A 22,078-nucleotide genomic window follows, 5' to 3' on the forward strand; every position below is an offset into this window, starting at 1 on the left:
GGCGCAGGCAGGAAGAGCGAAAGTAGATTCACCGGAAAGGGAAAACTTCGATGCACCGCAAGGGAAGTTTGATCTCGATCACGGCCGCATTAACGGCCGGACTTATCGCCGGCTACCTCTTATTCCCGTCGACGCACAGTACGCCTGGTTCAAAACCGCCCAAGAAGCACGAGAAGGACCACTTGGCGACTGGGGAGAAACCGGAGTTCTCTGTAAAGCTCGGCATGAGTGACCTGGGCACGGAAAAAGGTTGGGTCTTGATGGCATCCGAAGAACTCGCCCGACGCGATCCACCGGCCGCGGTTCGAGACTGTCGCAGTATGCACAAGTGGGCATTGGCCCAGGGAGCCGTCCCCACGGTGAGCGCCTTGCACACACTCACACTCTCCGCCAATTTTGCGACCAACATCCGAATCACATCGATTGAAATGAGGAAGGATCATCTACCCAGATCCCCAGATGTCAGTCGCGCGCCAGTCATAAGGCTCTCCTGCCTTCCGCGACCTGGCTCCAAAATGTTCTGGCACGATCCAGGGGATTTTTCGACCGTCGACACAGACGGGTACAGTTCGCATCCGAGTGTCATCAACGGGCACAAGGTGAGCCAACTCAAAGAGGCCCAGCAGAACGTACTGGTGGACCTCACTGGCTCAACTGGACCCTTCAGATACAGCTTGACGATCGGTCTCGAAACGAGCATCCGACACAAGAAGGTCATTGTCTCCGACGACGACGGACCCCTGCTGGGCACTGAGGACGGCGCGGCCATCGGGTACTGGCCGGCCGAGTACATATGGACGATGTCCCCCAGGAACCTCCTGCAGTGCCAGGAACAGAGGGATGTCCGTCCGGGCCAGAAGCCGAAGTGTTCCTGATCCCGTTGCCTGTGGCGTCCGCGAAGGGACGCGGCCCCGCGCGCAGTCCGTGGACCGTCGGCCCCCGGTGCGATGAGCCGGCAGGCAAGGTAGCCCACAGCACGGGCGCCATACGCATCTACGCACAGCGAGGGCCTCGTTTGGGTCGTCACGGACACACCAACGAGGCCCTCGCTCGTCACCCTCTCGCCGCTTGCAACGAACCGCTTAGGTCGTCGGCAGGCACAGGGCGTAGGCCGTCACCGTCGCCGTGGACGTGTCGGTCGCGTTGAAGCTCGGTAGCAGTTCGACCGTCCACGTCTTGGCCGCCGCGTCGGGGTACTCGCTGGACACTCCGAGGACATCGCTCGGCGTTGCACTCCACCCACCACCCGTCAAGGTGGTCCCGTCCGGGCAGGTGGCCGTCACCTTGAAGGGAAACGGCGAGTTCTGGTCGTGGAGCACGGGAGTGCCGGTGACGACGATCGTGGGCTTCGGCACACCAGCGGGACCTTGCGGACCAGCAGGACCTTGGGGACCCGCGGGCCCGGCAGGTCCCGCAGGGCCGGGAGGGCCGGGAGTTTGGCAGTTGTGGTTCCCGACATACGTGACGCAGTCCTGGTCCTTGTCTCCCGAATGAGCTGCGGCTGCGGGAACGGCCACACTGGCGAGCCCGAGAGCCAGCAGGCCGCTCGCTATCGTGACGGAAGTGCGCATCAAAACCTCCTGTACAGGTGAGTCCTGCACACTCCCTCCCCGCTCACGGGCCGGCGCTGTCACCTCACGGCCGACGTCCCCACGAATGGAGCAGAACTTCACCGGCGAGCCTCCTTGCGGTTTCCGTCGCAATGGATCTCAGTCGCAATGGATCTCAGAGGGGATCCGGGCAGCCCGCCGGACACCGGTGAACGTGGTCCGCGGACTCCGCCGGCCGACGCACGCACCCCATGACCTGGTCCGGCACGTCGTTCGCCGTGGGGAAGTACCTGGAACGACTGCGGCTAAGGATCTGCGTGCGGGGTGGGGAGTCAGCCCCTCACGGGAGAGCACACGACGGCCGAGCCCGTCACCGGCCGGGCGTGGCGCGCGGGCCCGATCGCGGGCGATCGGGGAGCCACCGATGGAACTCGGGGCCCGTTCGACCTGGCGAGAGGCAACGGCGGGATCGTGCCCGGTCATCTCTGTCCGCCCGGGTCGTCCCGTTGGTCGGTGGAGCGAAGGTCAGGTGCTGGAGCATCCGACGGCGACCTCGCGAGCCGGGTCCTTGCCGGCCCGGACCGTGGGGAAGGGTTGTCGTTGCGCAGGTTGCGACGCAGTTCTTGAGGCAGGGCGAACGTGATGGATTCGTCGGCGGTCCTGACGGTTTCAACGTCCGGTGTATCCGTGGTGGGCAAGGAAGCGCAGCACACCGTCGACGAGGACATCGGGGGCGGAGGCACCGGATGTGACACCGACGGTCACGACGTCGTGGAGCCAGGCTTCGTCGATGCCGTGGGCATCGTCGACGAGATGGGCGGCCCCGGCGCCGGAGTGGAGGGCGACCTCGACCATGCGGACGGAGTTGGAGGAGTTCGTGGAGCCGACGACGATGACCAACTCGGCCTGCTCGGCGAGTTTCTTCACGGCTGCCTGGCGGTTCTGGGTGGCGTAGCAGATGTCGTCACTCGGAGGTGAGACGAGCTGCGGGAATCTCTCCTTCAACTTGTCTACCGTCTCCATGGTCTCGTCGACGGAGAGGGTGGTCTGGGAGAGCCAGACCAGTCTGGACTCGTCCCTCACTTCGATGTTCGCAACGTCGTGGGGGCCGTCGACGAGGGTGATGCGGTCGGGTGCCTCGCCGGTGGTGCCGATGACTTCCTCATGGCCTTCATGGCCGATGAGGAGGATGTGGTAGTCGTCGTTCGCGTAGCGGATGGCTTCTCTGTGGACCTTGGTGACCAGGGGGCAGGTCGCGTCGATCGTGGTGAGGTTACGCTCGGCGGCCTCCGCGTGGACGGCCGGTGCGACGCCGTGGGCGGAGAACATGACGATGGAGCCCTCGGGCACCTGGTCCGTGCGTTCGACGAAGATGGCCCCCTTCTTCTCCAATGTCCGCACGACATAGGTGTTGTGGACGATCTCGTGGCGGACGTAGATCGGGGCGCCGTACTGCTCCAACGCCTGCTCCACGGCCTGAACCGCGCGGTCCACACCGGCGCACCAGCCTCGGGGCGCGGCCAGGAGGACCTTCTTGGGCGGGGTGTGTGCGCTCATGTCTGCCTGCGAACGTCGATTTCGGCGAAGCCCCGCACGGCCTGGACGGACGCGGGCTCCGGTGGCGCTGTTCGAAGGTGTCGTACTGCCTGTGCACGGCTTTCGGTGATCATATTTTTGACCCGGTGGTCCACTCCGGTCGCCGTGACAATCTGTCGAACGGCGACGATCTGTCGGGCAGTGTCGGGACTACGGGGCTCGGTCGGAAGGGCAGCGGTGGTGGTCATCAGGAGTTCCCAGCAGTGGCAGTTGGGAAGGCTTGCGGCTCTTCAGGGCCTTCGGTGAGGCGGAGTGCTTCGTCGAGGAGCGCTTCGACGATCTGGTGTTCGGGGACAGTGCGGATGACTCTGCCCTGGCGGAAGATCTGGCCTTTGCCGTTGCCGCAGGAGACACCGAGGTCTGCTTCCCGTGCCTCGCCGGGCCCGTTGACGACGCATCCCATCACCGCGACCCGCAGCGGGTGGGGGAAGCCGTCGAACGCGGCTTCCACACGGGAGGCGAGTCGGTGGATGTCGACCTGGAGGCGACCGCAGCCGGGGCAGGAGACGATCTCCAGCTTGCGGGGGCGCAGGCCGAGGGAGGACAGGATGTGACAACCGGCCTTGACCTGCTCGACCGGCGGCGCGGACAGGGAGACGCGGATGGTGTCCCCGATCCCCTCCCCCAACAGGATCCCGTACGCGACGGCGGACTTGATCGAGCCCTGGAAGGCGGGACCGGCTTCGGTGACGCCGAGGTGCAGGGGGTAGTCGCACGCCGCGGCGAGGAGCCGGTTCGCCGCGACCATCGTGAGCGGGTCGTGGTGCTTGACCGCGATCTTCAGGTCGGTGAAGCCGTGTTCCTCGAAGAGGGAGCACTCCCACAACGCGGACTCCACGAGGGCTTGAGGTGTGGCCTTGCCGTGCTTGGCCAGGAGCCGGGGGTCGAGGGAACCGGCGTTAACCCCGATCCGGATGGGCACTCCCGCCGCAGCCGCGGCCTTCGCGATGTCCCCGACCCGGTCGTCGAACTTGCGGATGTTGCCCGGGTTCACCCGTACGGCTGCGCAACCGGCGTCGATGGCGGCGAAGACATAGCGGGGTTGGAAGTGGATGTCGGCGATGACCGGGAGTTTCGACCGGGCGACGATACGGGGCAGTGCGTCCGCGTCGTCTTGGGAGGGAACGGCAACCCGGATGATGTCGCAGCCCGCTGCGGTGACTTCGGCGATCTGCTGGAGGGTGGCGTCGACATCGGCGGTGAGGGTGGTGGTCATGGTCTGCACGGAGACCGGTGCGCCGCCGCCGACGGCCACGCTCCCCACCTGAATGGGGCGGGTACGGCGGCGCACCGGAGTCGTGGGAATGGTGGTCAGGGCAAGGTCAATGGCAGCCATCACGCCCGCCGCGGGTCTGTCGCCGTCATGGCGTTCGTCGTGGCCACGCCGGGTGGGACGGGATGTGGTGTCAGCCGGTCGCGGTGTGCTGCGAGGGCGGCTGCCGCGATGCCCGGCCCGTCGAGACCGGCCTGGGCGAGCAGGGTGTCGCGGGCGCCGTGGGGGATGAAAGCGGTCGGCAGGCCGAGAGTGGTGACGGGGACGGCGACAGCGGTGTCGCGGCATGCCTGGGCGAGTGCGGTGCCCATGCCGCCCGTACGCAGACCGTCCTCCACGGTCACGACCGACCGGTGGCGGGCCGCGAGGGTCGGCAGGGCGGGGTTGATGGGGAGGACCCAGCGGGGATCGACGACCGTGACCCCCAGGCCCTGCTCCTCCAGCAGGGCTGCCGCGGCCAGGGCCGGTGCGGCCAGTGGGCCCGCGGATACGAGCAGGACATCATCGGGCACACCGGAGCGGGGCCGGTGGAGGACGTCCATGCCGTCCACCCGCGCCAGGGCGGGAACGGACGGGCCGACGGTGGCTTTGGGGAGGCGCAACACCGTCGGCCCTTCCTTGTGCGTCAGGGCTTCCCTGAGCAACTCTCCCAGCCGGTCGGGGTCCCGCGGAGCGGCCATGCGCAGCCCGGGTACGGCGGAGAGCAGGTTCAGGTCCCACATACCGTGGTGAGACGCACCGTCCGGGCCGGTGATTCCGGCCCGGTCCAGGACGAACGTCACTGCCAGCCGGTGCAGTGCCACGTCCATCAACACCTGGTCGAACGCCCGGTTCAGGAACGTCGCGTAGATCGCCACCACGGGATGGAATCCGCCCATGGCCAACCCGGCCGCTGATGTGACGGCGTGTTGCTCGGCGATCCCCACGTCGAAGACCCGCGTCGGGTACGCCTCCCGCATGGGGTGCAGACCGGTCGGCCGCAGCATGGAGGCGGTGACTGCGACGACATCGTCCCGTTCACCCGCCACCTTGAGCAGTTCCCGACCGAACACGCTCGTCCACGACCACCCGGAAGAGCCTGCGGGGCGGCCGGTTGACGCATCGACGACACCGACCGCGTGCAGACAGTCCGCCTCGTCGGCCTCGGCCGGCCGGTACCCCCGCCCCTTCACCGTCACCGCGTGCACCACCACCGGAGAGAGCATGGCCCGAGCGCCGCGCAGCGCTTCCTCAAGGGCGACGGTGTCATGGCCGTCCACCGGACCGAGGTAGGCGAAGCCCAAGTCAGTGAACACGTTGGCACGCGCGTTGGCGGTGTCGTTCCGCCTGAGCTTCGTCAAGTGCCCTGCGAGGGCGCCCGTGGTGGGGGCGTAAGAGCGGCCGTTGTCGTTGATGATCACGATCACCGGCCGGTCAGGGGCGGCACCGATGTTGTCCAGCGCCTCCCATGCCATCCCGCCGGTCAAGGCCCCATCGCCGATGACCGCCACCACTGCCCGATCGCCCTCGCCGGACAGGGCGCGGGCCTTCGCAAGACCGTCCGCGTACGACAGGGCAGTGGAGGCATGTGAGTTCTCCACCAGATCGTGCACGGACTCCGCACGGGAGGGGTAGCCGGTCAGCCCACCGGCCCGGCGCAGGGAGTCGAAGGCCTTTCGACGCCCCGTCAGGAGTTTGTGCACATAGCTCTGGTGCCCGATGTCGAACACGATCGTGTCGCGCGGCGAGTCGAATACCCGATGGAGCGCGAGGGTGAGCTCTACCATCCCCAGGTTCGGCCCCAGATGGCCGCCCGACGCACAGACCTTTTCGACGAGGAAGCTTCTGATCTCCTCTGCCAGAACTGAAAGATGCTCGGCGGGCAGGTCGCACAACCCGCCTTCCCCGTCGTCGGTGACCGTGTTCAACAGAGCGCTGGTCCGCGTCGTCATAAAGGGTCGCGCCTCCTCATGGAAATGGGGGCAGGTAAAGGAGCCGGCTTCTGCCGGTCGCCAGGCAGAATGCGGCGCAGCGGCGGGAAGTCGGCCACTCCTTTTGGCGCCTGTTACCAGTGAGCCAGGACCCGGCACATAAGGGGAACCCCGCAGACCAGATCGATACGTGCACACGTTGAACGCTTGTGCGGCTGTTCACAATGACCCGGGTACCCGTTCTCTCACCGGGAGCTGGATCCGACGACGGGCCTCCGTGGAATGGCGGAACCGGCCGAACCCGGTTCCGCCTCCCCAGGTATCCGGGAGAAGCATCCGATTCCGTGCGTCCCCGATGGGCCGAAGGAACGCTCCCACGGCCAGAACTCCGAAGGGTTCCATCCCGACGCACGGGCACCTCGTCCCGTCCACCGTCCCAGCGCACACGATCCCCTCGTCCATCGACGACGAAAAAGGGATTCACCGGGTCTGACGGTTGAACGGGCGCAGAAGGTAATCTCATAGAGGGTCAGCACCTTGGGAACTAGGGCACCTGTCGCCGGCCGGACACGAGCCCACCTTCTGTACGGGGTGCCCGGGTCGTTCCCACGTCGGGAGAAGCGACCTGATGGACGGGAACGACGGTCGCCGGAGTGTAGGAACCTCTTTCGGTGCGCTGAGGTCGGTTCCCGATCACGACCGGCTTTGCTCCATGCTTGAACGCCAGCCCCGCAGATCCGGGCGGCGTTGCGTGACCACTTCAGGAAGGGCAGAGGCATGGCACGCCATCATCCCAACCGCCTGCTCGCAGTCCTCCTCAGCGAGGCCGACTGGAATCCGGCGGAACTGGCACGGACCATCAACCATCTGGGGCGGGCCCAGGGTCTGACGCTGCGATACGACCGCACCTCGGTCGCCCACTGGCTCACCGGATCCCGCCCCAGGTCACCCGTACCCGACCTGGTCGCCTCCGCGTTGACGCGTCGCCTGGGGCGTCTGGTCACAGCCGAGGAGACCGGCCTGGCGCGGCCCTCCCCCTCGGTCGAAGGCACCGACGGATCACCACATGCGGAACCCCCCGAAACGAACGACGTCGTGGAGTGGCTGACCGCTCTCAGCCGTGCGGACGCCGACCCGGCCCGCCGCACCCCGCTCACCGGATCCGTGTACCGCCTGACCGCGATCGCATCGACCGCCTGGAATCCCGAAACCCCCACCGCTGCGCGCCCACACGACGGAGGCACCCCGGTCACATCGGACGACGTCCAGCGGCTCCAGGACATGTCCAAGCTGTTCGCCGATCTCTTGGAACGCTACGGGGGCGCCCACGCCCGTTCGATGCTGGCGGCCTACCTCACCGACGACGTCAGCCGCCTCCTGATCGCCCCCGCGCGACCCGAACCGCGCCGCGGCCTCTTCACCGGGGCGGCCCAGCTCACCCACATCATGGCGCGCATGACGATGGACACCGGCCAGCCCGCCCTGGCCCAGCGCTACTTCACCGCCGCCCTGAGCCTCGCCCGCGAAGCCGACGACCGGCGTCTCTACGCGATCACCCTGCGGGCCATGAGCCTCCAAGCCCTGCGCCTGGGATTTTCGACGCGGGCACGGCAGCTCGCCGACACCGCGATACAGACCGCGGGGCAGTCCACCGACCCGTCCACGCTGGCATTCCTCCTGAGCCAGCGGGCCGTCACGCACGCCCATGCCCAGGACCGACGGCAGGCCGTCATCGACCTCTCGGCCGCCGAAACGCAGCACAGCCGGGCGACCAGCCCGCCCGGCCCCTTCAGCGCCTACACCCGTCCCGGCCTCGACTACCAACGTGGTCTGGCCCTTCTCGCCCTCGGGGACAACGCCCAAGCCGCGCAGGCCCTCACCTCATCGGCCGCGTCCCGCGCCGAAGGTCGACGCAGGTCAACCGCTCTGACCCATGTCCGGCTCGCTTCGACACTGCTGCCCCTGGGCCGGCTGGAGGAGGCGTGCGTCCACTAGCACACGTTCCTCGACCACTATCCGAGTCTGCATCTGATCCCGGCGGATCAGGCGCTGACGCACCTGCGAACGTCCCTGCACGGATTTCGCGGTCAGCCGCACGCCGCGGCTGTTCTCCACCATGCGCGCGCCGTTACTCGTACGAAATCGCGGTGATGTCCAACCCGCGATGCGCATGCGTCCAGGAATCACGACGGCCCCCTGCCCGGTCAGTCGGCGGCGTCCCGGGCACCGTCGGCGGTGCGGTCGAGGAGGCCGCAGTCTCCGCACTTGGCGCCCGCCGGGGCCCGGTAGTAGAGACAGCAACTGCGGCGCCTGAACGTCAGCTGCGGGCCGGTGACCTGGCCGGTACCGGCGAGACGCCGGGTGCGCAGCAACTCGTCCACGAGGGCGGTGAGCGGCCCCCGCACACCGGGATGGGCGGCGAGGATCGCCCGGCTCGCCTCGACCAGTGCGGACGCCGCGTTGCCGTCGAGGAGCCGGGGCGCCACCTTCACCCGCAGCCCGTCCCGCAGCACATCCAGCTGCCCCGTCATCACGGATCCGTACAGCTCCTCGGCCAGCCGGGGCACCCGCTGCGCGTACTGTCCGGTGGCGTGGGGCAGCCGTAGGGCCGGGCCCTCGTCCGCACGCTGGAGCCCCGACAGATCGGGGACGATTCCGTGCAGGACCGTGCACGCCAGCACCGGTGACCACAGCCGGGCCGCGTGCCCGAGTTGGGCTATCGACGCCCCGAGCCGCGGCTCGGGGCTGCGGTGCCGGGCCGCCGTCGCGGCGACCAGGTCCGGGAACCCGCGGGCGTACGACTCGGTGACGGGGTGCCAACCCCGGTCCGGGCCGCCCAGCCGTACCGCGAAGAAGCCGCCCAGCCCAGCCACGTCGCGCAGCGCGGCCTCTACCTCCGTGCTCGGAGGCGTCTTGGGTGCCCGGTGGGCTCGGGACGCCGTCATGTCCGGTCCGGCAGCTGTTCCGCATCTGTCAGCAGGGTGATGTGCGGGGTACCGGTACGGGGGTGCGCGGTGACCTCCGCCTCGACCCGGTAGACGTCCGCCAGCAGTCCGGTCGTCAGCACCTCGGCGGGGGAACCGAGCGCGACCACCCGGCCGGCCTCCATGACACAGATGCGGTCGCAGAACGCGGCGGCGAGGTTGAGGTCGTGCAGGGCGACCAAGGTCGTGACCCCCAGCTGACGCACCAGCCGCAGCACATCCAACTGATGACGCAGGTCCAGATGGTTCGTCGGTTCGTCCAGCACCATGGTCCCGGTGCGCTGGGCGAGCGCGCGGGCGATCAGTACCCGTTGCTTCTCCCCTCCGGAGAGCCGTTCGAACGGCACGGGGGCCAGCGGTGTCACATCGAGGCGTGCCAGCGCGTCCGCGACGACCGCCCGGTCGTCGGCGTCATCACCGGCGAACGCCCGCTTGTGCGGGGTCCGGCCCATCGCGACCACGTCGTACACGGACAGTTCGAAGTCCCCGGCGCTCTCCTGGAGAACGGCGGCGAGCCGCCGCGCCAACCGTTTGCCGGGCAGTCCCCACACATCGTCGCCGTCCAGGAGGACCCGACCCGATGTGGGACGCAGTGTCCGGTACACCGTGCGCAACAGGGTCGACTTGCCGGCGCCGTTGGGACCCGCGAGCCCGACCACCTCCCCCGGTGCCACGCGCAGCGAGACTCCGTCCACCAGCGCCCGGCCGCCCATGACCACCGACACCTCTTGGAGGTCGAGCAGACCGGGCGTACGGCCCTGATGCCCCGTCAGCGGTGTCGTCATGAGGTCCTCCGTCGCATCAGCCAGAGGAAGAACGGTCCGCCGACGAGCGCCGTGAGGATGCCGACGGGCACCTCCTCCGGGCTCATCAGGGTCCGTGCGGCCAGATCCGTCATGATGAGGAACGCCGCGCCCAGCAGCGCCGCTGCGGGCAGCGCCCGGCGGTGGTCGGCGCCCACCAGCAGCCGCACCACATGCGGCATGATCAACCCGACGAACCCGATCTGCCCGCTGACCGCCACGATGGTGCCGATCATCAACGCCACCAGGGTGAACAGCGCGGCACGGAACCGGTGCACATCCAGCCCCAGCGCGGTCGCCGCCTCCTCACCGGCCAGCAACAGATTCAGCGGGCGGGTCACCCCGAGCAGCACCGCCGTACCGGCGAGCACCACCACGGCAGGTAGCCACACCATCGGCCAGGTCGTGCCCGCCAGGCCGCCGAGCATCCACCGCAGAGCCGACTGGGTCTTGTGCGGGTCGTTGGAGGTGACGATCAGGAAACTCGCCAGCGCGGAGAGCACCTCCGCCGTCGCGACCCCCGCCAGCACCAGCCGGATCGTGGTCATCCGACCGCCCGACCTGGCCAGGAAGTACACCGCGACCAGCGCCGCGAGTGCCCCGGCGAAGGCCGCCACCGGCAGGGTCACAAACCCGAACACGGTGATGTTGAGGACCAGTACCGACACCGCGCCGACCGATGCGCCCGATGAGACTCCCAGCAGCATCGGATCGGCCAGCGGATTGCGGACGAGCGCTTGGAGCGCCATGCCGGAGACGGCGAGGCCCGCGCCGACCACCCCGGCCAGCAGCACCCGGGGCAGCCGTACGTCCAGCACGATCGTCTCGCGGACCGGGGTCCAGGTGACCTCGGCGAGTCCAGGATGCACGTGGTGCAGAACGATCGCCCAGACCTGCCCGGCCGGGACCTTGATGGATCCGACCGCGATCCCTGCGGTCGCCGCGAGGACCACCAGGGCAGCCAGCACGGCGAGCACCAGCCCGTACGGTGGCCGGCCCCGGCCGCCCGCCGCGGCGGTGCCCGGCCCGGGAGCCTCGGCGACGGTGTCGAGGACAACGTTTCCCGAGGCCCGGGGGGCGCCCGTCACTGGAAACGGTCCGGGTGCAGCTGACGGGCCAGCGACTCCACGCCCGCCGGTACCCGCACCCCGAGCACGGTCGACGACAACGGGAGCACGGCGAACCGCTTGTTCTTGATGGCGGGCACGTCCTGGAGCGCCGGGTGTGACAACAGGAACTTCTTCTTGGCCGCCAGGGGTTGGTCCCCGTAGTCATAGATCACGACGACCTCGGGGGCGCGTTCGGCGACCTGCTCGAACGAGACGTCGCCGAACTGCTTGTCCAGATCGGCGAAGACGTTTACCCCGCCCGCCTCCTTGATCATCTCGTTGCCGACGCCCGCACCGCCCGCGGTGAACGCCGTCTTGTCGCCGCTGTCGTACACGAACACCTTGAGCGCATCGACCGCGCCGAGCTTCTTGTCGACCGTGCCGAGCGTCGCTTCGGCCTTCTTGACCTCGCGCTCCGCCCGCTCCGGAACCCCGAATATCTTCCCGATGCCGCGGAGTTCCTCGCCAATCATCGCCATCGTCACCGGCCCTGACGGGCACTCCTCCACATTGAGGTGGGAGTCGACGCCCGCTTTGGCGAGCGCGGCCCGGCTGCGGCCCTCCTTCTCGTCGAAGGTGCTCGCGAACCCGGCGTAGGCGAAGTCCGGTTCGGCGTTGAGCAGTACCTCGAAGGAGGGGTACTCCTTCGAGAGCACTTTGATCCCCTCGTAGGCTTCCTGGTACTCGGGGAGGATCTTGTCGTCGAGATAGGCGGTGCCCACCATCGACTTCTCCAGACCGAGGGCCAGCAGCACTTCCGTTGCGTGCTGGTTCAGCGTCACCGCGCGCTGCGGCGGACGCTCGTAGGTCGTCTTCACCCCGCAGTTGGTCACGGTGACGGGGAAGCCCTCGGCTGCGGATCCCGAGGCGGCCGGATCGTCCCGGTCGGTCGATGTGCCGCCACCGCAGCCCGCCACCAGGAAGGCAGCAGCGGCCAGCAGGGACAGGGAGCGTCTTGCCATGATGTGGTCGGTCCTCTCACCGCGGACGCCTGATGCGCCGCGGTCGGTTGGAAGGGTTCAGCGAGGGTCGGCGGAGGACGCTCCACGGACCCGCCGTGGCGGATCGAAGGCGTACAGACCGAGGATCTCCGGCAGCGGGGCCACTCCGGGGCCGCCCGCCCGTACCCAGTCGACGATGTCGTCGGTCGCGGCTGAGTCGTTGACGAGGCCGAGCCAGACAGGACGGGCACCGGCGGCACGTCCCGCGGCGGAGGGCTGGACGACGACCACATTCGCCTGGTCGCAGACGTCCAGACACTCGGAGATCCGTACCGGCAGGTCCCGGCTCAGCACGGCGACCTGCGCCGCGTGATCGACACCGGTCACCTTTGCGCTGCCGCAGCAGCAGTCCCGGCACACGACGACCCGGCACGGCACCGGAGTCCCGGAACGTTGCCCTTCGGGCATCCCGACTCACCCTCCCCTCTGGGGAGATCCGCCCCAGTTCTGTCGAGGAGGCGACCGCGTGAGTCTCCTGGCTCTCGGGTCAAGGCTCGCCCCGGCCTTCCCACCCGCGTAGGGGCAGTGGTCTGTTCGGGGTCCGCTCGCCGATCACAGTGGCGGGACCGCACCGGATTCACACCGGTTTCCTCGATCCGCCGTCGCCTTTCGGCGTCATCATGACAGACCGCGCCGCCGGATCGTATGCCTGGGCCGCAGTTGAAGCGGAGGTCACACGGCGAAGACGCCCGCCGGGTGGCGGAATCCACTGCTCGACGGCGCGCCGCCCCCTGATCCTTCCCGGATCAGGTGGTGGATCCGGGAAGGATGTGCGCGGCGATGAGTCTCGGCATGGAGTCGGGTCCGTACCAGCGAGTCCCATCGAACAGCACTCAAGGAGAGCACGATGACGGTCACCTACACATTCGACGTCTTCTCCAGCCTGGACGGCTTCGGGTCCTACAGCGGTGGGGACTGGGGCGGCTACTGGGGCAAGCAGGGACCCGAGCTCCTCGACCACCGCCTCGCCCAGTACGGCCCGGAGCAGCGGATGGTCCTCGGGGCCAACACCTACCGGGAGTTCGTGGAGCTGCTGGGCCCGGGCGCCGAGGGCTCCGGTGGGGGTGACCCGTGGGTCACGCGGATGCGGAGCCTGCCGATGACGGTGGTGTCGACGACGCTGGTAGAACCCCTCGACTGGCCGGGGGGCGCGAACGTCGTGCGCGGCGATGCCGTCGACGTCGTTGCCCGGCTCAAGGAGGAGTCCGCGGTACCGTTGCGCTCACACGGCAGCCTGTCGATGAACCGGGCGCTGCTGGCCTCCGGGCTGGTCGACCGCGTACAGCTGACGATCTTCCCGGTCATCACCGGTCAGACGGGTTCCGCCCCCGTCTTCCAGGGGGCTGCCGACTTCGACCTTGAGCTGATCGAGCACAGGACGCTCGACCGCCACATCCAAGAACTCGTCTATCGGCCCACTCCCCACGTCTGATGTGCTTGCCCATCAGATCTCCTCCACGCCCCCGGCTCGCCCCACTGCTCCCATGGGGAGGGCGGCGACGCCCTGAGAGGAAGCCGTGTGGGCTCAATCCCGTGGAGCGGTCTCTCTGTTGAGCTTCTGTCAGACCCCCGTGTCATGGTGTCCATGAACGCCGGCCAGTGTGTCCACCTCGGTATCGACCACAGCCGCGAAGCTGTTGAAGGAGTGCGCACCCATGCCCGGAACCGACGCCATCCGCACCTCTCTGGCAGCCGTCGCAGTCCACGGTCATCGGGCCGGCCCCGGCTAACCGATCTTCTAGCCCGCGGCCGAGTGCATGCCTCTGGCGCGGGCGATCTTCGTCGACGCGTCGGAGCCGAGGAAGTCGAGGACGTCCCGGGCCAGGCCCGGTTGGGCGGAGGTGGCCAGTACGGCCCCGCTGAACGTCGAGCTGATCGCGGTGTCGCCCGGCAGCGGTCCGATGACGACGACGTCCGGCAGGTCCATCAGCTCGCTGTGCTGTTGGAAGGCCAGGTCGGCCCGGCCCGACGACAGCAGACTGCCCGCGGGAACGCCCGGCGGTGCTTGGACGAGCCGGTCATGGAGCACTCCGGTGAGGTTCAGACGGGTGATCAGATCGACGAGCGCCGTGCCGCTGGGGCCGGTGGAGTAGGCGATCCTCTGCGCGCTCAGCAGGGCGGCCCGCAGGTCGGCTTCCGACTCCAATGACGGAACCGATGCTGTCTTCGGCACGGCGGCGACGACCTGGGAGACCCACAGCGGACGGACCGTACCGCCGAGGAGGAAACCCTCCGCTTCCAACTGGGCCAGCGCTGCATGGGCGAGCACGAGCAGGTCCGCCCCGGCGCCCCCGCGCACCCTGCGGGCGATCTCGATCCCGCCCGCGGATGCGAAGTGCACCGGGATCCTGTGGTCGAGTCGGATGCGTTCGGAAAGCTCGGTCACCACCGGCCGCGTCGCCATCGAGGACAGCCCAGAAATCTGTTGTTCCACGTCTCCTCCTTGCTGTCGGGCAGATGGTACGGCGCGCGATCGAGCAGCTCAACGCCGGTCTGCGAGACTTTCCACGTGAGCACAACCCACAGCACAGCGGCTGGAAAGGTCCTCCAGGTCCTCGCCGCCTTCGATCGCGAGCGCCCGTCCCAGACGCTGTCCCAGATCGCTCAGCGCACGGGACTGGCCCTGAGCACCGCGCATCGCGTGGTCGCGGAACTGGCGGAATGGGGGGCGTTGGAACGCGGAGAGGACGGATCGTGGCACATCGGGCTGAGACTCTGGGAGATCGCCTCCGGATGCCCGCGTACCCAGATCCTGCGCGATGTGGCACTGCCGTTTATGCAGGACCTCTACGAGGCGACGCACGAGAACATCCAGCTCGCCGTGCGCGAGGGCACTGAGCTGGTGTTCGTCGAACGGATCGCCGGGCATCGATCCGTGCAGCTCCTGACGATGGTCGGGAGCAGGTTTCCCATCAGTTCCACCGGTATGGGCCGGGTGCTGTTGGCGCACGCACCACCGGACCTCCAGGAGGAAGTCCTTGAGTCGCCGCTGCGGGCCTGGACCCCGCACACCGTCACCGATCCGAAGACGTTGCGCGCACAGTTGGACGGCATTCGCCGCGAGCAGGTCTTCATCAGTGACCGACAGCTCTCCGAGGACACGGTCGCCGTGGCCGCACCGGTGCGGATCGGCCGGGCCGGGCCGGTCAGCGCCGCTCTGGGAATCGTCATCGCGGCCCGGAGTGCGAGCCGTGCGGGCGGGCTGCGCAGGCCGCTCCACCAGGCCGTTCAGGGAATCTCCGACGAGCTCGGACGGCGTGCTCGCACGGCCCTCTGACATCGAGCGGTCTTCCGCCTGACGGAAACACCGGCGACCGGGTGCGACCGGGGGTGTCAACGTTCGGGGTGTTCGGAACGTTCGCAGCCGCTCAGGAGATGTCATGGCCGACGCCGCCGTCGATACCGTCGCTTCGGTTCCCGTCGCTGTCGTCGGTGCGGGGCCAGCGGGCCTGATGCTGGCGCACCTGCTCGGACGGGCGGGGGTTTCGGCCATCGCGATCGACACCCGCTCCCGGCATGAGATCGAGATGACGCAACGGGCCGGCATCCTTGAGGCCGATGCGGCCCGGGATCTGGTCGAAACCGGCGTGGGTGACCGCATCCTGCGCGACGGCCATGAGCACGAGGGCATCGAGCTTCGGTTCGACGGTCGACCGCACCGCATCCACTTCAAGGAACTGGTGGGCGAATCGGTGTGGCTCTACCCACAGACCGACGTGTTCATCGACCTGGCCGACGCCCGCGCCCGCGACGGCGGCACCGTCCACTTCGGTGTCGCGGACACCGAGGTCCTCGACGTCGCAACCAGCGCTCCCCGGGTCCGCTTCACCGCGCCCGATGGGACCCGCCACGAGATCCGGGCACGGTACGTGGTCGGTGCGGACGGATCGCGCAGCACGTGCCGCGATCTGGTGCCCGAGAAGCGACGGGTGCGCTACGGCAAGGAGTACCCCTTCGCATGGTTCGGCATCCTGGCCGAGGCGCCGATGAGTGCGCCCGAACTGGTCTACGCCCACTCGGAGCACGGGTTCGCCCTGATCAGCCAGCGCACCGAGACCGTGCAGCGGATGTACTTCCAGTGCGACCCGGACGAGTCAGCCGACGCGTGGCAGGACGACCGCATCTGGGAGACGCTCCAGGCCCGGGTTGCCGGCCGGGACGGATTCCGCCTCATGGAGGGACCGATCCTTGAGAAGACGGTGTTGCGGTTCCGCTCGTTCGTACAGGAGCCGATGCGTTGGGGCTCGATGGCACTCGCGGGCGATGCCGCACACACGGTGCCACCGACCGGCGCCCGCGGGCTCAACCTCGCACTGCACGATGTGAAGGTGCTCGCCGACGTCCTGCTGAAGGCACTCGGCAGCACGGGCGACGCCGCGTTGGACGAGTACCAACCGCGCGCTCTCCAGCGGGTCTGGCGGGCCCAGAACTTCTCCTCCTGGATGACCCAACTGCTGCACACCGCGCCCGGCGGCACTGCGTTCGACCTGCGGCGCCAGCTCGGCGAGCTCGACAACGTGGTGAGCACCCGCGGCGGACGCGCCTACCTCGCCGAGCAGTACACCGGCTGGCCCGCCAGCGCCCTGGGGTGACCCGAGAAACAACAGGAGCACGCACATGGTCATCGACTGTCACGGCCATTTCACCACCGCGCCGCCGCAACTGGGGCAGTGGCGGGATCGGCAGATCGCCGCGATCGGCACCCCGGCGGACGCCCCCGATCCCGACGACCTGGTCATCACCGACGAGGACCTGCGGCAGGCGATCGAGAGCAACCAGCTGCGGCTCATGGACGAACGCGGCATCGATCTGACGATCTTCTCCCCGCGGGCCAGCTTCATGGCCCACCACATCGGCGACTTCGCGGTCTCCTCGGTGTGGGCGCGCATCTGCAACGACCTGGTCCACCGCGTCAGCACGCTCTACCCCGACCGCTTCGCAACGGGCGCGATGCTGCCGCAGTCACCGGGCGTCGATCCCGCGACCTGCCTGCCGGAGCTGCGCCGTGCGGTCGAGGAACTCGGCGCGGTGACAATCAACCTCAACCCCGATCCATCGGGTGGCAGGTGGACCGCGCCCGCGCTGACCGACCGCAGTTGGTATCCGATCTACGAGGCGCTGGTCGAGTACGACATCCCCGCCATGATCCACGTCAGCACCTCGTGCAACCCGGTCTTCCACACCACCGGCGCCCACTACCTCAACGCCGACACCACGGCGTTTATGCAGTTGGTCCAGGGCGACCTGTTCGCCGACTTCCCCACGCTGCGATTCGTGATCCCACACGGCGGCGGCGCGGTGCCCTACCACTGGGGCCGGTTCCGCGGTCTGGCGATGGCACTGGGCAGACCGGACCCCGAGACGCTGCTCGACAACGTCTTCTTCGACACCTGCGTCTACCACCAGCCCGGCATCGACCTGCTCACCCAGGTCATCCCCAGCCGATCCATCCTGTTCGCCAGCGAGATGATCGGCGCGGTCCGCGACATCGACCCACGCACCCATCACCACTTCGACGACACCAGACGGTACGTCGAGGCCACCTCGAACCTCACCGACGAGGAACGCACTGCCGTCTACAGCGACAACGCACTGCGTGTGTACCCCCGACTCACCGCCGGCCCCGCCACCAACGTCCACTGACATCGCAGGAGAAGAACCCGTGCAACACACCGAGCTGGGTGTCGTCCACACCTCGATCACCCGCGCCGACCCCGAAGCCGTCACCGCACTGTCCGCATTCGGTGTCGCGACGATCCACGAGGCCATGGGCCGGGTGGGACTGATGCGCCCCTATCTGCGCCCCGTCTACTCCCGGGCCCGGCTGTGCGGTACGGCGGTGACCGTCCTGCTCCAGCCCGGCGACAACTGGATGTTCCACGTAGCCGCGGAGCAGATCCGCGAAGGTGACGTCGTGGTCGCGGCCTGCACGACCGAGAGCGAGGACGGCTTCTTCGGCGAGCTGCTCGCCACCTCGTTCCGCGCCCGGGGATGCGGGGGTCTGATCATCGACGGCGGTGTGCGCGACGTGGCCGACCTGGAGGAGATGGACTTTCCGGTCTTCGCCAGGTCCATCAACGCCAAGGGCACGGTCAAGGCCACGCTCGGCTCGGTCAACGTGCCGGTGGTCTGTGCCAACGCCCTGGTCAGGCCCGGTGATGTCGTCGTGGCGGACCGTGACGGAGTCGTGGTGGTGCCGCGTGAGCGGGCGGCCGAGGTCGCCGAGGCTTCAGCCGGGCGCGAGGCCAATGAGGAGAGCAAGCGCGTACGGTTCCGCGGGGGCGAACTCGGCCTGGACATGTACAAAATGCGCGGCCCGTTGGCCGAGCTCGGACTGCGGTACGAGGACTGAGATGACGGCCTTCGAGAAGACCCCCGGCTGGCTGGACTGGTACACCGATCCGAGCCGGCCGCAGTTCGAGATGCCCGAGGGCGCCGTCGACGCACACTGCCACGTCTTCGGCCCGGGCGCGGAGTTCCCCTTTGCCCCCGAGCGCAAGTACACGCCCTGCGACGCGTCTAAAGCGCAGCTCTTCGCACTGCGTGACCGCCTGGGTTTCGCCCGCAACATCGTGGTACAGGCGACCTGTCACGGAGCCGACAACAGTGCCATGACCGACGCTCTGCGGGCCGCGGGGGGCCAGGCCCGGGGTGTTGCGACGGTGCGACCCGGGATCTCGGACGCACAACTGCGGGAGCTGCACGGCGCCGGAGTCCGCGGCGTGCGCTTCAACTTCGTCAAGCGGCTCGTCGACGCGGCACCGCAGCAGGACCTGTGGGACGTCGTCGAGCGGATCGCGCCCTACGGCTGGCACGTCGTCGTCTATTTCGAGGCGGCCGACCTCGCCGACCTGCGCGACTTCTTCCTCTCGATCCCGGTCCCGCTGGTCATCGACCACATGGGCAGGCCCGATGTCACCAAGGACCCGCACGGCCCGGAGTTCGGGGCCTTCTTGGACTTCATGCGGGCGCGGGCGGACATCTGGTGCAAGGTGACCTGCCCGGAGCGTCTGTCGATGAGTGGCCCGCCCGCGCTCGACGGGGAGCAGCGTGCCTACCGTGACGTCGTCCCCTTCGCCCGCCGCGTGGTCGAGGAGTTCCCCGACCGGGTGTTGTGGGGCACCGACTGGCCGCACCCGAATCTCACCGGCCACATGCCGGACGACGGCCTGCTCGTCGACTTCATCCCGCACATCGCACCAACGCCACGACTACAACGCAAGCTCCTCGTCGACAACCCGATGCGCCTCTACTGGCCGGACGCCGACTGACGCACCACCACGATCGGAGCCCCACCATGTCACTGGACAAGACCTACAAACTGGTGCCGGGGACCACCGTCTTCGACGCCGAGCAGTCCGCCAAGGGGTACCACCTCAACCAGTTCTGCATGTCGCTGATGACCGCGGAGAACCGCGCCCTCTACCTCGCCGACGAGCGCGCCTATCTGGACGCCTGGCCCCTTCGGGAGGAGCAGAAGCGGGCGTTGCTCGACCGCGATCTCAACGCCGCGATGGACGAGGGCGGCAACATCTACTTCCTCGCCAAGTGGGGCGCGACGCTGGGACTGTCGTTCCAGCAGATGGCGGGCTCGATGACCGGCATGACCGAGCAGGAGTACCGGGGCATGATGGTCGGCGGCGGCCGGCCCGTCGAGGGCAACCGGATCGACCACGCGGTCCTCGAAGCGGCGTACGCCGATCCGGTGCCCCCGGCGGAGCACGCCACGGTCACCGGGGCGGTGTTCACCTCGCACGTACCCGCGATCGGCGCGGCGATGGACCACGACAAGACCGACGAGCCTTACTGGAGCCCGGTCTTCGAGGGGTACGAGTTCTCCCGGCAGTGGGAGAGGGAGAACCTTCCCGATGTGATCTTCCTGGTCTACAACGATCACGCCACCGCTTTCGACCAGTCGCTGATCCCGACCTTCGTGCTCGGCACGGGCGCCGCCTACCCCACCGCCGACGAGGGCTATGGGCCACGCCCGGTCCCCGGCATCGAGGGGGATCCCGATCTGGCCGCACACATCGCCCATTCGCTCATCAGGGACGACTTCGACCTCACCCTCGTCAACGAGATGGCCGTCGACCACGGTCTGACCGTCCCGCTGTCGCTGATGTTCGGGGACGTCGAGAAGTGGCCGTGCAGGGTGATCCCGTTCCACGTCAACGTCGTCCAGTACCCGGTGCCTTCGGGCGCCCGGTGCTTCGCACTCGGCCAGGCATTGCGCAGGGCGGTCGAGTCGTACGACAGACCGTTGAAGGTCCAGGTGTGGGGCACCGGCGGCATGAGCCACCAGTTGCAGGGCCCTCGCGCCGGCCTGATCAACCGGGAGTGGGACAACGCCTTCCTCGACAGACTGATCGAGGATCCGGTCGGTCTTTCGCAGGTGCCGCACTTGGAGTACGTCGAAGAGGCGGGTTCGGAGGGCATCGAACTGGTCATGTGGCTGATCGCCCGCGGGGCGATGAGCGACCTCGACGGCTCCGGACGGATCGAGGTCAAGCACCGCTTCTACCACGTGCCGGCGTCCAACACCGCCGTCGGCCACCTGATCGTGGAGAACCACCTGCGGGCCCCGGGGCCCGCCGCAAAGGAGTGACATGACTGATGACCAGACCGTCCGGATCGCTTTGGCCGGAGGCGGGGCCTTCGGCGCCAAGCACGCAGCGGCCCTGAAGCGGATCAAGGGCGTCGAGGTGGCCGCCGTCGTGAGCAGCACCCTTGACAGCGCGCGGAAGTTCGCCGCCGAGCAGGGTGTCGGCCGCGGCGTCGGAACCCTGGAAGAGGCGCTGGCGATGGACGACATCGACGCCGTCATCCTCGCCACCCCCACCCCGATGCACGCCGCGCAGACGCTCGCCTGCCTCGAAGCGGGAAAGCACGTCCAGGTGGAGATCCCGCTGGCCGCCTCACTGGCGGACGCGGAGGCGTGCCTGGCGGCACAACAGCGCACCGGACTCGTCGCCATGGTGGGGCACACACGGCGTTTCAACCCCAGCCACCAGTGGGTACGTCGGCGGGTCCAGGACGGTGACTACACCATCCAGCAGTTGGACGTGCAGACCTACTTCTTCCGCCGTACGAACCTCAACGCACTCGGTCAGCCGCGCTCCTGGACCGACCATCTGCTGTGGCACCACGCAGCGCACACCGTCGACCTGTTCGCCTACCAGACCGGCTCGCCGATCGTTCAGGCCAACGCGATCCAGGGCCCGATCCATCCCGAGCTCGGCATCGCCATGGACATGGCCATCCAGCTGCGTACGGAGAGCGGTGCCATCTGCACCCTGTCGCTGTCGTTCAACAACGACGGCCCCCTCGGTACGTTCTTCCGCTACATCGGCGACACCGGCACCTATCTCGCACGGTACGACGACCTGGTCACTGGGAAGGACGAGCCGATCGACGTGAGCGGGGTCGATGTCTCGATGGACGGCATCGAACTCCAGGACCGCGAGTTCATCACCGCCATCCGCGAGGGCCGCGAGCCCAACGCCTCCATCGCCCAGGTGATGCCCTGCTACCGGACACTGGCGGCCCTTGAGGAGCAGCTCGACGCCTTCCCGGTCTTGTGAGAACGGCCTCTGCGGCGCGGGTCACGCCCCGTGCCACAGAGGCCGCATCACGACGTCGGGGATTCGGGAGATCCCTCCCGTCCGCCGCACCGCACCCAGAGCCCGCAACGGTCTCTGGGTGCGGTGTTCCAGGCTGGGCGTTCCAGGCTGGGCGCGAACAGGCGCAAGCAGAGGGACCGGTACCTCCTTTCCGCATCTGAGTGGGAAGGAGGTACCGGTTCGAGTGCTTCCGCGCGGCGAAGGCAGGGGAGCCGAGAGCCGGCCCCGGGCG

General features: G+C 68.4%; 19 protein-coding genes, 1 pseudogene and 1 riboswitch. Of the genes and pseudogenes, 10 read left to right on the plus strand and 10 right to left on the minus strand.

Annotated features, from left to right (window positions below; translation table 11 throughout):
• Positions 1–50 precede the first annotated feature (50 nt).
• The gene (locus tag ABZ348_RS01935; protein ID WP_358928304.1) at positions 51–875 is read left to right on the plus strand and encodes a hypothetical protein; all 825 of its coding nucleotides are present in this window, start codon (positions 51–53) and stop codon (positions 873–875) included.
• 207 nt (positions 876–1,082) lie between these two features.
• Here the strand turns inward: ABZ348_RS01935 and ABZ348_RS01940 are convergent, their stop codons facing one another.
• From ABZ348_RS01940 to ABZ348_RS01955, 4 genes and pseudogenes are all read right to left on the minus strand, one after another.
• Positions 1,083–1,355, minus strand: coding sequence for a hypothetical protein (locus tag ABZ348_RS01940; RefSeq protein ID WP_358928306.1), 273 nt, complete (start codon positions 1,353–1,355; stop codon positions 1,083–1,085).
• A gap of 674 nt (positions 1,356–2,029) precedes the next feature.
• A pseudogene (locus ABZ348_RS01945) lies at positions 2,030–3,107 on the minus strand (4-hydroxy-3-methylbut-2-enyl diphosphate reductase).
• 226 nt (positions 3,108–3,333) lie between these two features.
• Positions 3,334–4,482 carry a flavodoxin-dependent (E)-4-hydroxy-3-methylbut-2-enyl-diphosphate synthase gene (gene ispG / locus ABZ348_RS01950; protein ID WP_358928308.1) on the minus strand — a complete coding sequence of 383 codons (1,149 nt, stop codon included), beginning with the start codon at positions 4,480–4,482 and terminating at the stop codon, positions 3,334–3,336.
• Entirely contained in the window at positions 4,482–6,350 is a 1,869-nt protein-coding gene (locus tag ABZ348_RS01955; protein WP_358928310.1) for a 1-deoxy-D-xylulose-5-phosphate synthase, read from the minus strand. Before ABZ348_RS01955 ends, ispG begins: the two co-directional genes overlap by 1 nt.
• Positions 6,351–7,106: 756 nt before the next feature.
• Here ABZ348_RS01955 and ABZ348_RS01960 point away from each other — a divergent pair.
• Positions 7,107–8,324: a hypothetical protein gene (locus ABZ348_RS01960; protein WP_358928312.1), complete on the plus strand. Its 1,218-nt coding sequence runs from the start codon at positions 7,107–7,109 to the stop codon at positions 8,322–8,324.
• A gap of 209 nt (positions 8,325–8,533) precedes the next feature.
• Here the strand turns inward: ABZ348_RS01960 and ABZ348_RS01965 are convergent, their stop codons facing one another.
• From ABZ348_RS01965 to ABZ348_RS01985, 5 genes are all read right to left on the minus strand, one after another.
• On the minus strand, positions 8,534–9,274 hold the full coding sequence (locus ABZ348_RS01965; RefSeq protein ID WP_358928314.1) for a (2Fe-2S)-binding protein: 741 nt from the start codon (positions 9,272–9,274) through the stop codon (positions 8,534–8,536).
• Positions 9,271–10,098 (minus strand): ABC transporter ATP-binding protein, encoded by an 828-nt coding sequence (locus ABZ348_RS01970; protein ID WP_358928316.1) that lies wholly within the window; start codon positions 10,096–10,098, stop codon positions 9,271–9,273. Before ABZ348_RS01970 ends, ABZ348_RS01965 begins: the two co-directional genes overlap by 4 nt.
• A complete protein-coding gene (locus ABZ348_RS01975; protein WP_358928789.1) occupies positions 10,095–11,096 on the minus strand; it encodes an iron ABC transporter permease in 1,002 nt (333 codons plus the stop codon). The genes ABZ348_RS01970 and ABZ348_RS01975 overlap by 4 nt, the downstream gene beginning before the upstream one ends.
• Positions 11,097–11,200: 104 nt before the next feature.
• Positions 11,201–12,187 carry an ABC transporter substrate-binding protein gene (locus tag ABZ348_RS01980; RefSeq protein WP_358928318.1) on the minus strand — a complete coding sequence of 329 codons (987 nt, stop codon included), beginning with the start codon at positions 12,185–12,187 and terminating at the stop codon, positions 11,201–11,203.
• 57 nt (positions 12,188–12,244) lie between these two features.
• Positions 12,245–12,634 (minus strand): (2Fe-2S) ferredoxin domain-containing protein, encoded by a 390-nt coding sequence (locus tag ABZ348_RS01985; protein ID WP_358928320.1) that lies wholly within the window; start codon positions 12,632–12,634, stop codon positions 12,245–12,247.
• A 60-nt stretch (positions 12,635–12,694) separates the two neighbouring features.
• Positions 12,695–12,819, minus strand: a riboswitch (cobalamin riboswitch).
• 254 nt (positions 12,820–13,073) lie between these two features.
• On the opposite strand from ABZ348_RS01985, the gene ABZ348_RS01990 reads away from it, so the two are divergent.
• Complete coding sequence (locus ABZ348_RS01990) at positions 13,074–13,658, plus strand: dihydrofolate reductase family protein (RefSeq protein WP_358928322.1); 585 nt, start codon at positions 13,074–13,076, stop codon at positions 13,656–13,658.
• 306 nt (positions 13,659–13,964) lie between these two features.
• Here ABZ348_RS01990 and ABZ348_RS01995 read toward each other — a convergent pair whose 3' ends face one another.
• A complete protein-coding gene (locus ABZ348_RS01995) occupies positions 13,965–14,660 on the minus strand; it encodes a substrate-binding domain-containing protein (protein WP_358928324.1) in 696 nt (231 codons plus the stop codon).
• 75 nt (positions 14,661–14,735) lie between these two features.
• On the opposite strand from ABZ348_RS01995, the gene ABZ348_RS02000 reads away from it, so the two are divergent.
• The 7 genes from ABZ348_RS02000 to ABZ348_RS02030 all read left to right on the plus strand — a co-directional run bounded on the left by ABZ348_RS02000 (position 14,736) and on the right by ABZ348_RS02030 (position 21,807).
• The gene (locus ABZ348_RS02000) at positions 14,736–15,503 is read left to right on the plus strand and encodes an IclR family transcriptional regulator (protein WP_358928326.1); all 768 of its coding nucleotides are present in this window, start codon (positions 14,736–14,738) and stop codon (positions 15,501–15,503) included.
• 103 nt (positions 15,504–15,606) lie between these two features.
• Positions 15,607–16,818 (plus strand): 4-hydroxybenzoate 3-monooxygenase, encoded by a 1,212-nt coding sequence (locus tag ABZ348_RS02005; protein ID WP_358928328.1) that lies wholly within the window; start codon positions 15,607–15,609, stop codon positions 16,816–16,818.
• Between the two features lie 25 nt (positions 16,819–16,843).
• Complete coding sequence (locus tag ABZ348_RS02010) at positions 16,844–17,869, plus strand: amidohydrolase family protein (protein WP_358928329.1); 1,026 nt, start codon at positions 16,844–16,846, stop codon at positions 17,867–17,869.
• Between the two features lie 19 nt (positions 17,870–17,888).
• The gene (gene ligK, locus ABZ348_RS02015; protein WP_358928331.1) at positions 17,889–18,578 is read left to right on the plus strand and encodes a 4-carboxy-4-hydroxy-2-oxoadipate aldolase/oxaloacetate decarboxylase; all 690 of its coding nucleotides are present in this window, start codon (positions 17,889–17,891) and stop codon (positions 18,576–18,578) included.
• A gap of 1 nt (position 18,579) precedes the next feature.
• On the plus strand, positions 18,580–19,497 hold the full coding sequence (locus tag ABZ348_RS02020; RefSeq protein ID WP_358928333.1) for an amidohydrolase family protein: 918 nt from the start codon (positions 18,580–18,582) through the stop codon (positions 19,495–19,497).
• Between the two features lie 26 nt (positions 19,498–19,523).
• Positions 19,524–20,831, plus strand: coding sequence for a protocatechuate 4,5-dioxygenase subunit alpha (gene ligA, locus ABZ348_RS02025; RefSeq protein WP_358928335.1), 1,308 nt, complete (start codon positions 19,524–19,526; stop codon positions 20,829–20,831).
• Between the two features lies 1 nt (position 20,832).
• Positions 20,833–21,807: a Gfo/Idh/MocA family oxidoreductase gene (locus tag ABZ348_RS02030; protein WP_358928337.1), complete on the plus strand. Its 975-nt coding sequence runs from the start codon at positions 20,833–20,835 to the stop codon at positions 21,805–21,807.
• Positions 21,808–22,078 lie beyond the last annotated feature (271 nt).

It is taken from the genome of Streptomyces sp. NPDC005963, from assembly GCF_040638655.1.
Taxonomy (GTDB): domain Bacteria; phylum Actinomycetota; class Actinomycetes; order Streptomycetales; family Streptomycetaceae; genus Streptomyces.

What these genes read in the sequence shown, in the direction of transcription:
- ABZ348_RS01935 (WP_358928304.1), top strand. Translation starts at nt 51, where the DNA reads ATGCACCGCAAGGGAAGTTTGATCTCGATCACGGCCGCATTAACGGCC.
- ispG (WP_358928308.1), bottom strand. Translation starts at nt 4,482, where the DNA reads ATGGCTGCCATTGACCTTGCCCTGACCACCATTCCCACGACTCCGGTG.
- ABZ348_RS01955 (WP_358928310.1), bottom strand. Translation starts at nt 6,350, where the DNA reads ATGACGACGCGGACCAGCGCTCTGTTGAACACGGTCACCGACGACGGG.
- ABZ348_RS01960 (WP_358928312.1), top strand. Translation starts at nt 7,107, where the DNA reads ATGGCACGCCATCATCCCAACCGCCTGCTCGCAGTCCTCCTCAGCGAG.
- ABZ348_RS01965 (WP_358928314.1), bottom strand. Translation starts at nt 9,274, where the DNA reads ATGACGGCGTCCCGAGCCCACCGGGCACCCAAGACGCCTCCGAGCACG.
- ABZ348_RS01970 (WP_358928316.1), bottom strand. Translation starts at nt 10,098, where the DNA reads ATGACGACACCGCTGACGGGGCATCAGGGCCGTACGCCCGGTCTGCTC.
- ABZ348_RS01980 (WP_358928318.1), bottom strand. Translation starts at nt 12,187, where the DNA reads ATGGCAAGACGCTCCCTGTCCCTGCTGGCCGCTGCTGCCTTCCTGGTG.
- ABZ348_RS01985 (WP_358928320.1), bottom strand. Translation starts at nt 12,634, where the DNA reads ATGCCCGAAGGGCAACGTTCCGGGACTCCGGTGCCGTGCCGGGTCGTC.
- ABZ348_RS01990 (WP_358928322.1), top strand. Translation starts at nt 13,074, where the DNA reads ATGACGGTCACCTACACATTCGACGTCTTCTCCAGCCTGGACGGCTTC.
- ABZ348_RS02005 (WP_358928328.1), top strand. Translation starts at nt 15,607, where the DNA reads ATGGCCGACGCCGCCGTCGATACCGTCGCTTCGGTTCCCGTCGCTGTC.
- ABZ348_RS02010 (WP_358928329.1), top strand. Translation starts at nt 16,844, where the DNA reads ATGGTCATCGACTGTCACGGCCATTTCACCACCGCGCCGCCGCAACTG.
- ABZ348_RS02020 (WP_358928333.1), top strand. Translation starts at nt 18,580, where the DNA reads ATGACGGCCTTCGAGAAGACCCCCGGCTGGCTGGACTGGTACACCGAT.
- ligA (WP_358928335.1), top strand. Translation starts at nt 19,524, where the DNA reads ATGTCACTGGACAAGACCTACAAACTGGTGCCGGGGACCACCGTCTTC.
- ABZ348_RS02030 (WP_358928337.1), top strand. Translation starts at nt 20,833, where the DNA reads ATGACTGATGACCAGACCGTCCGGATCGCTTTGGCCGGAGGCGGGGCC.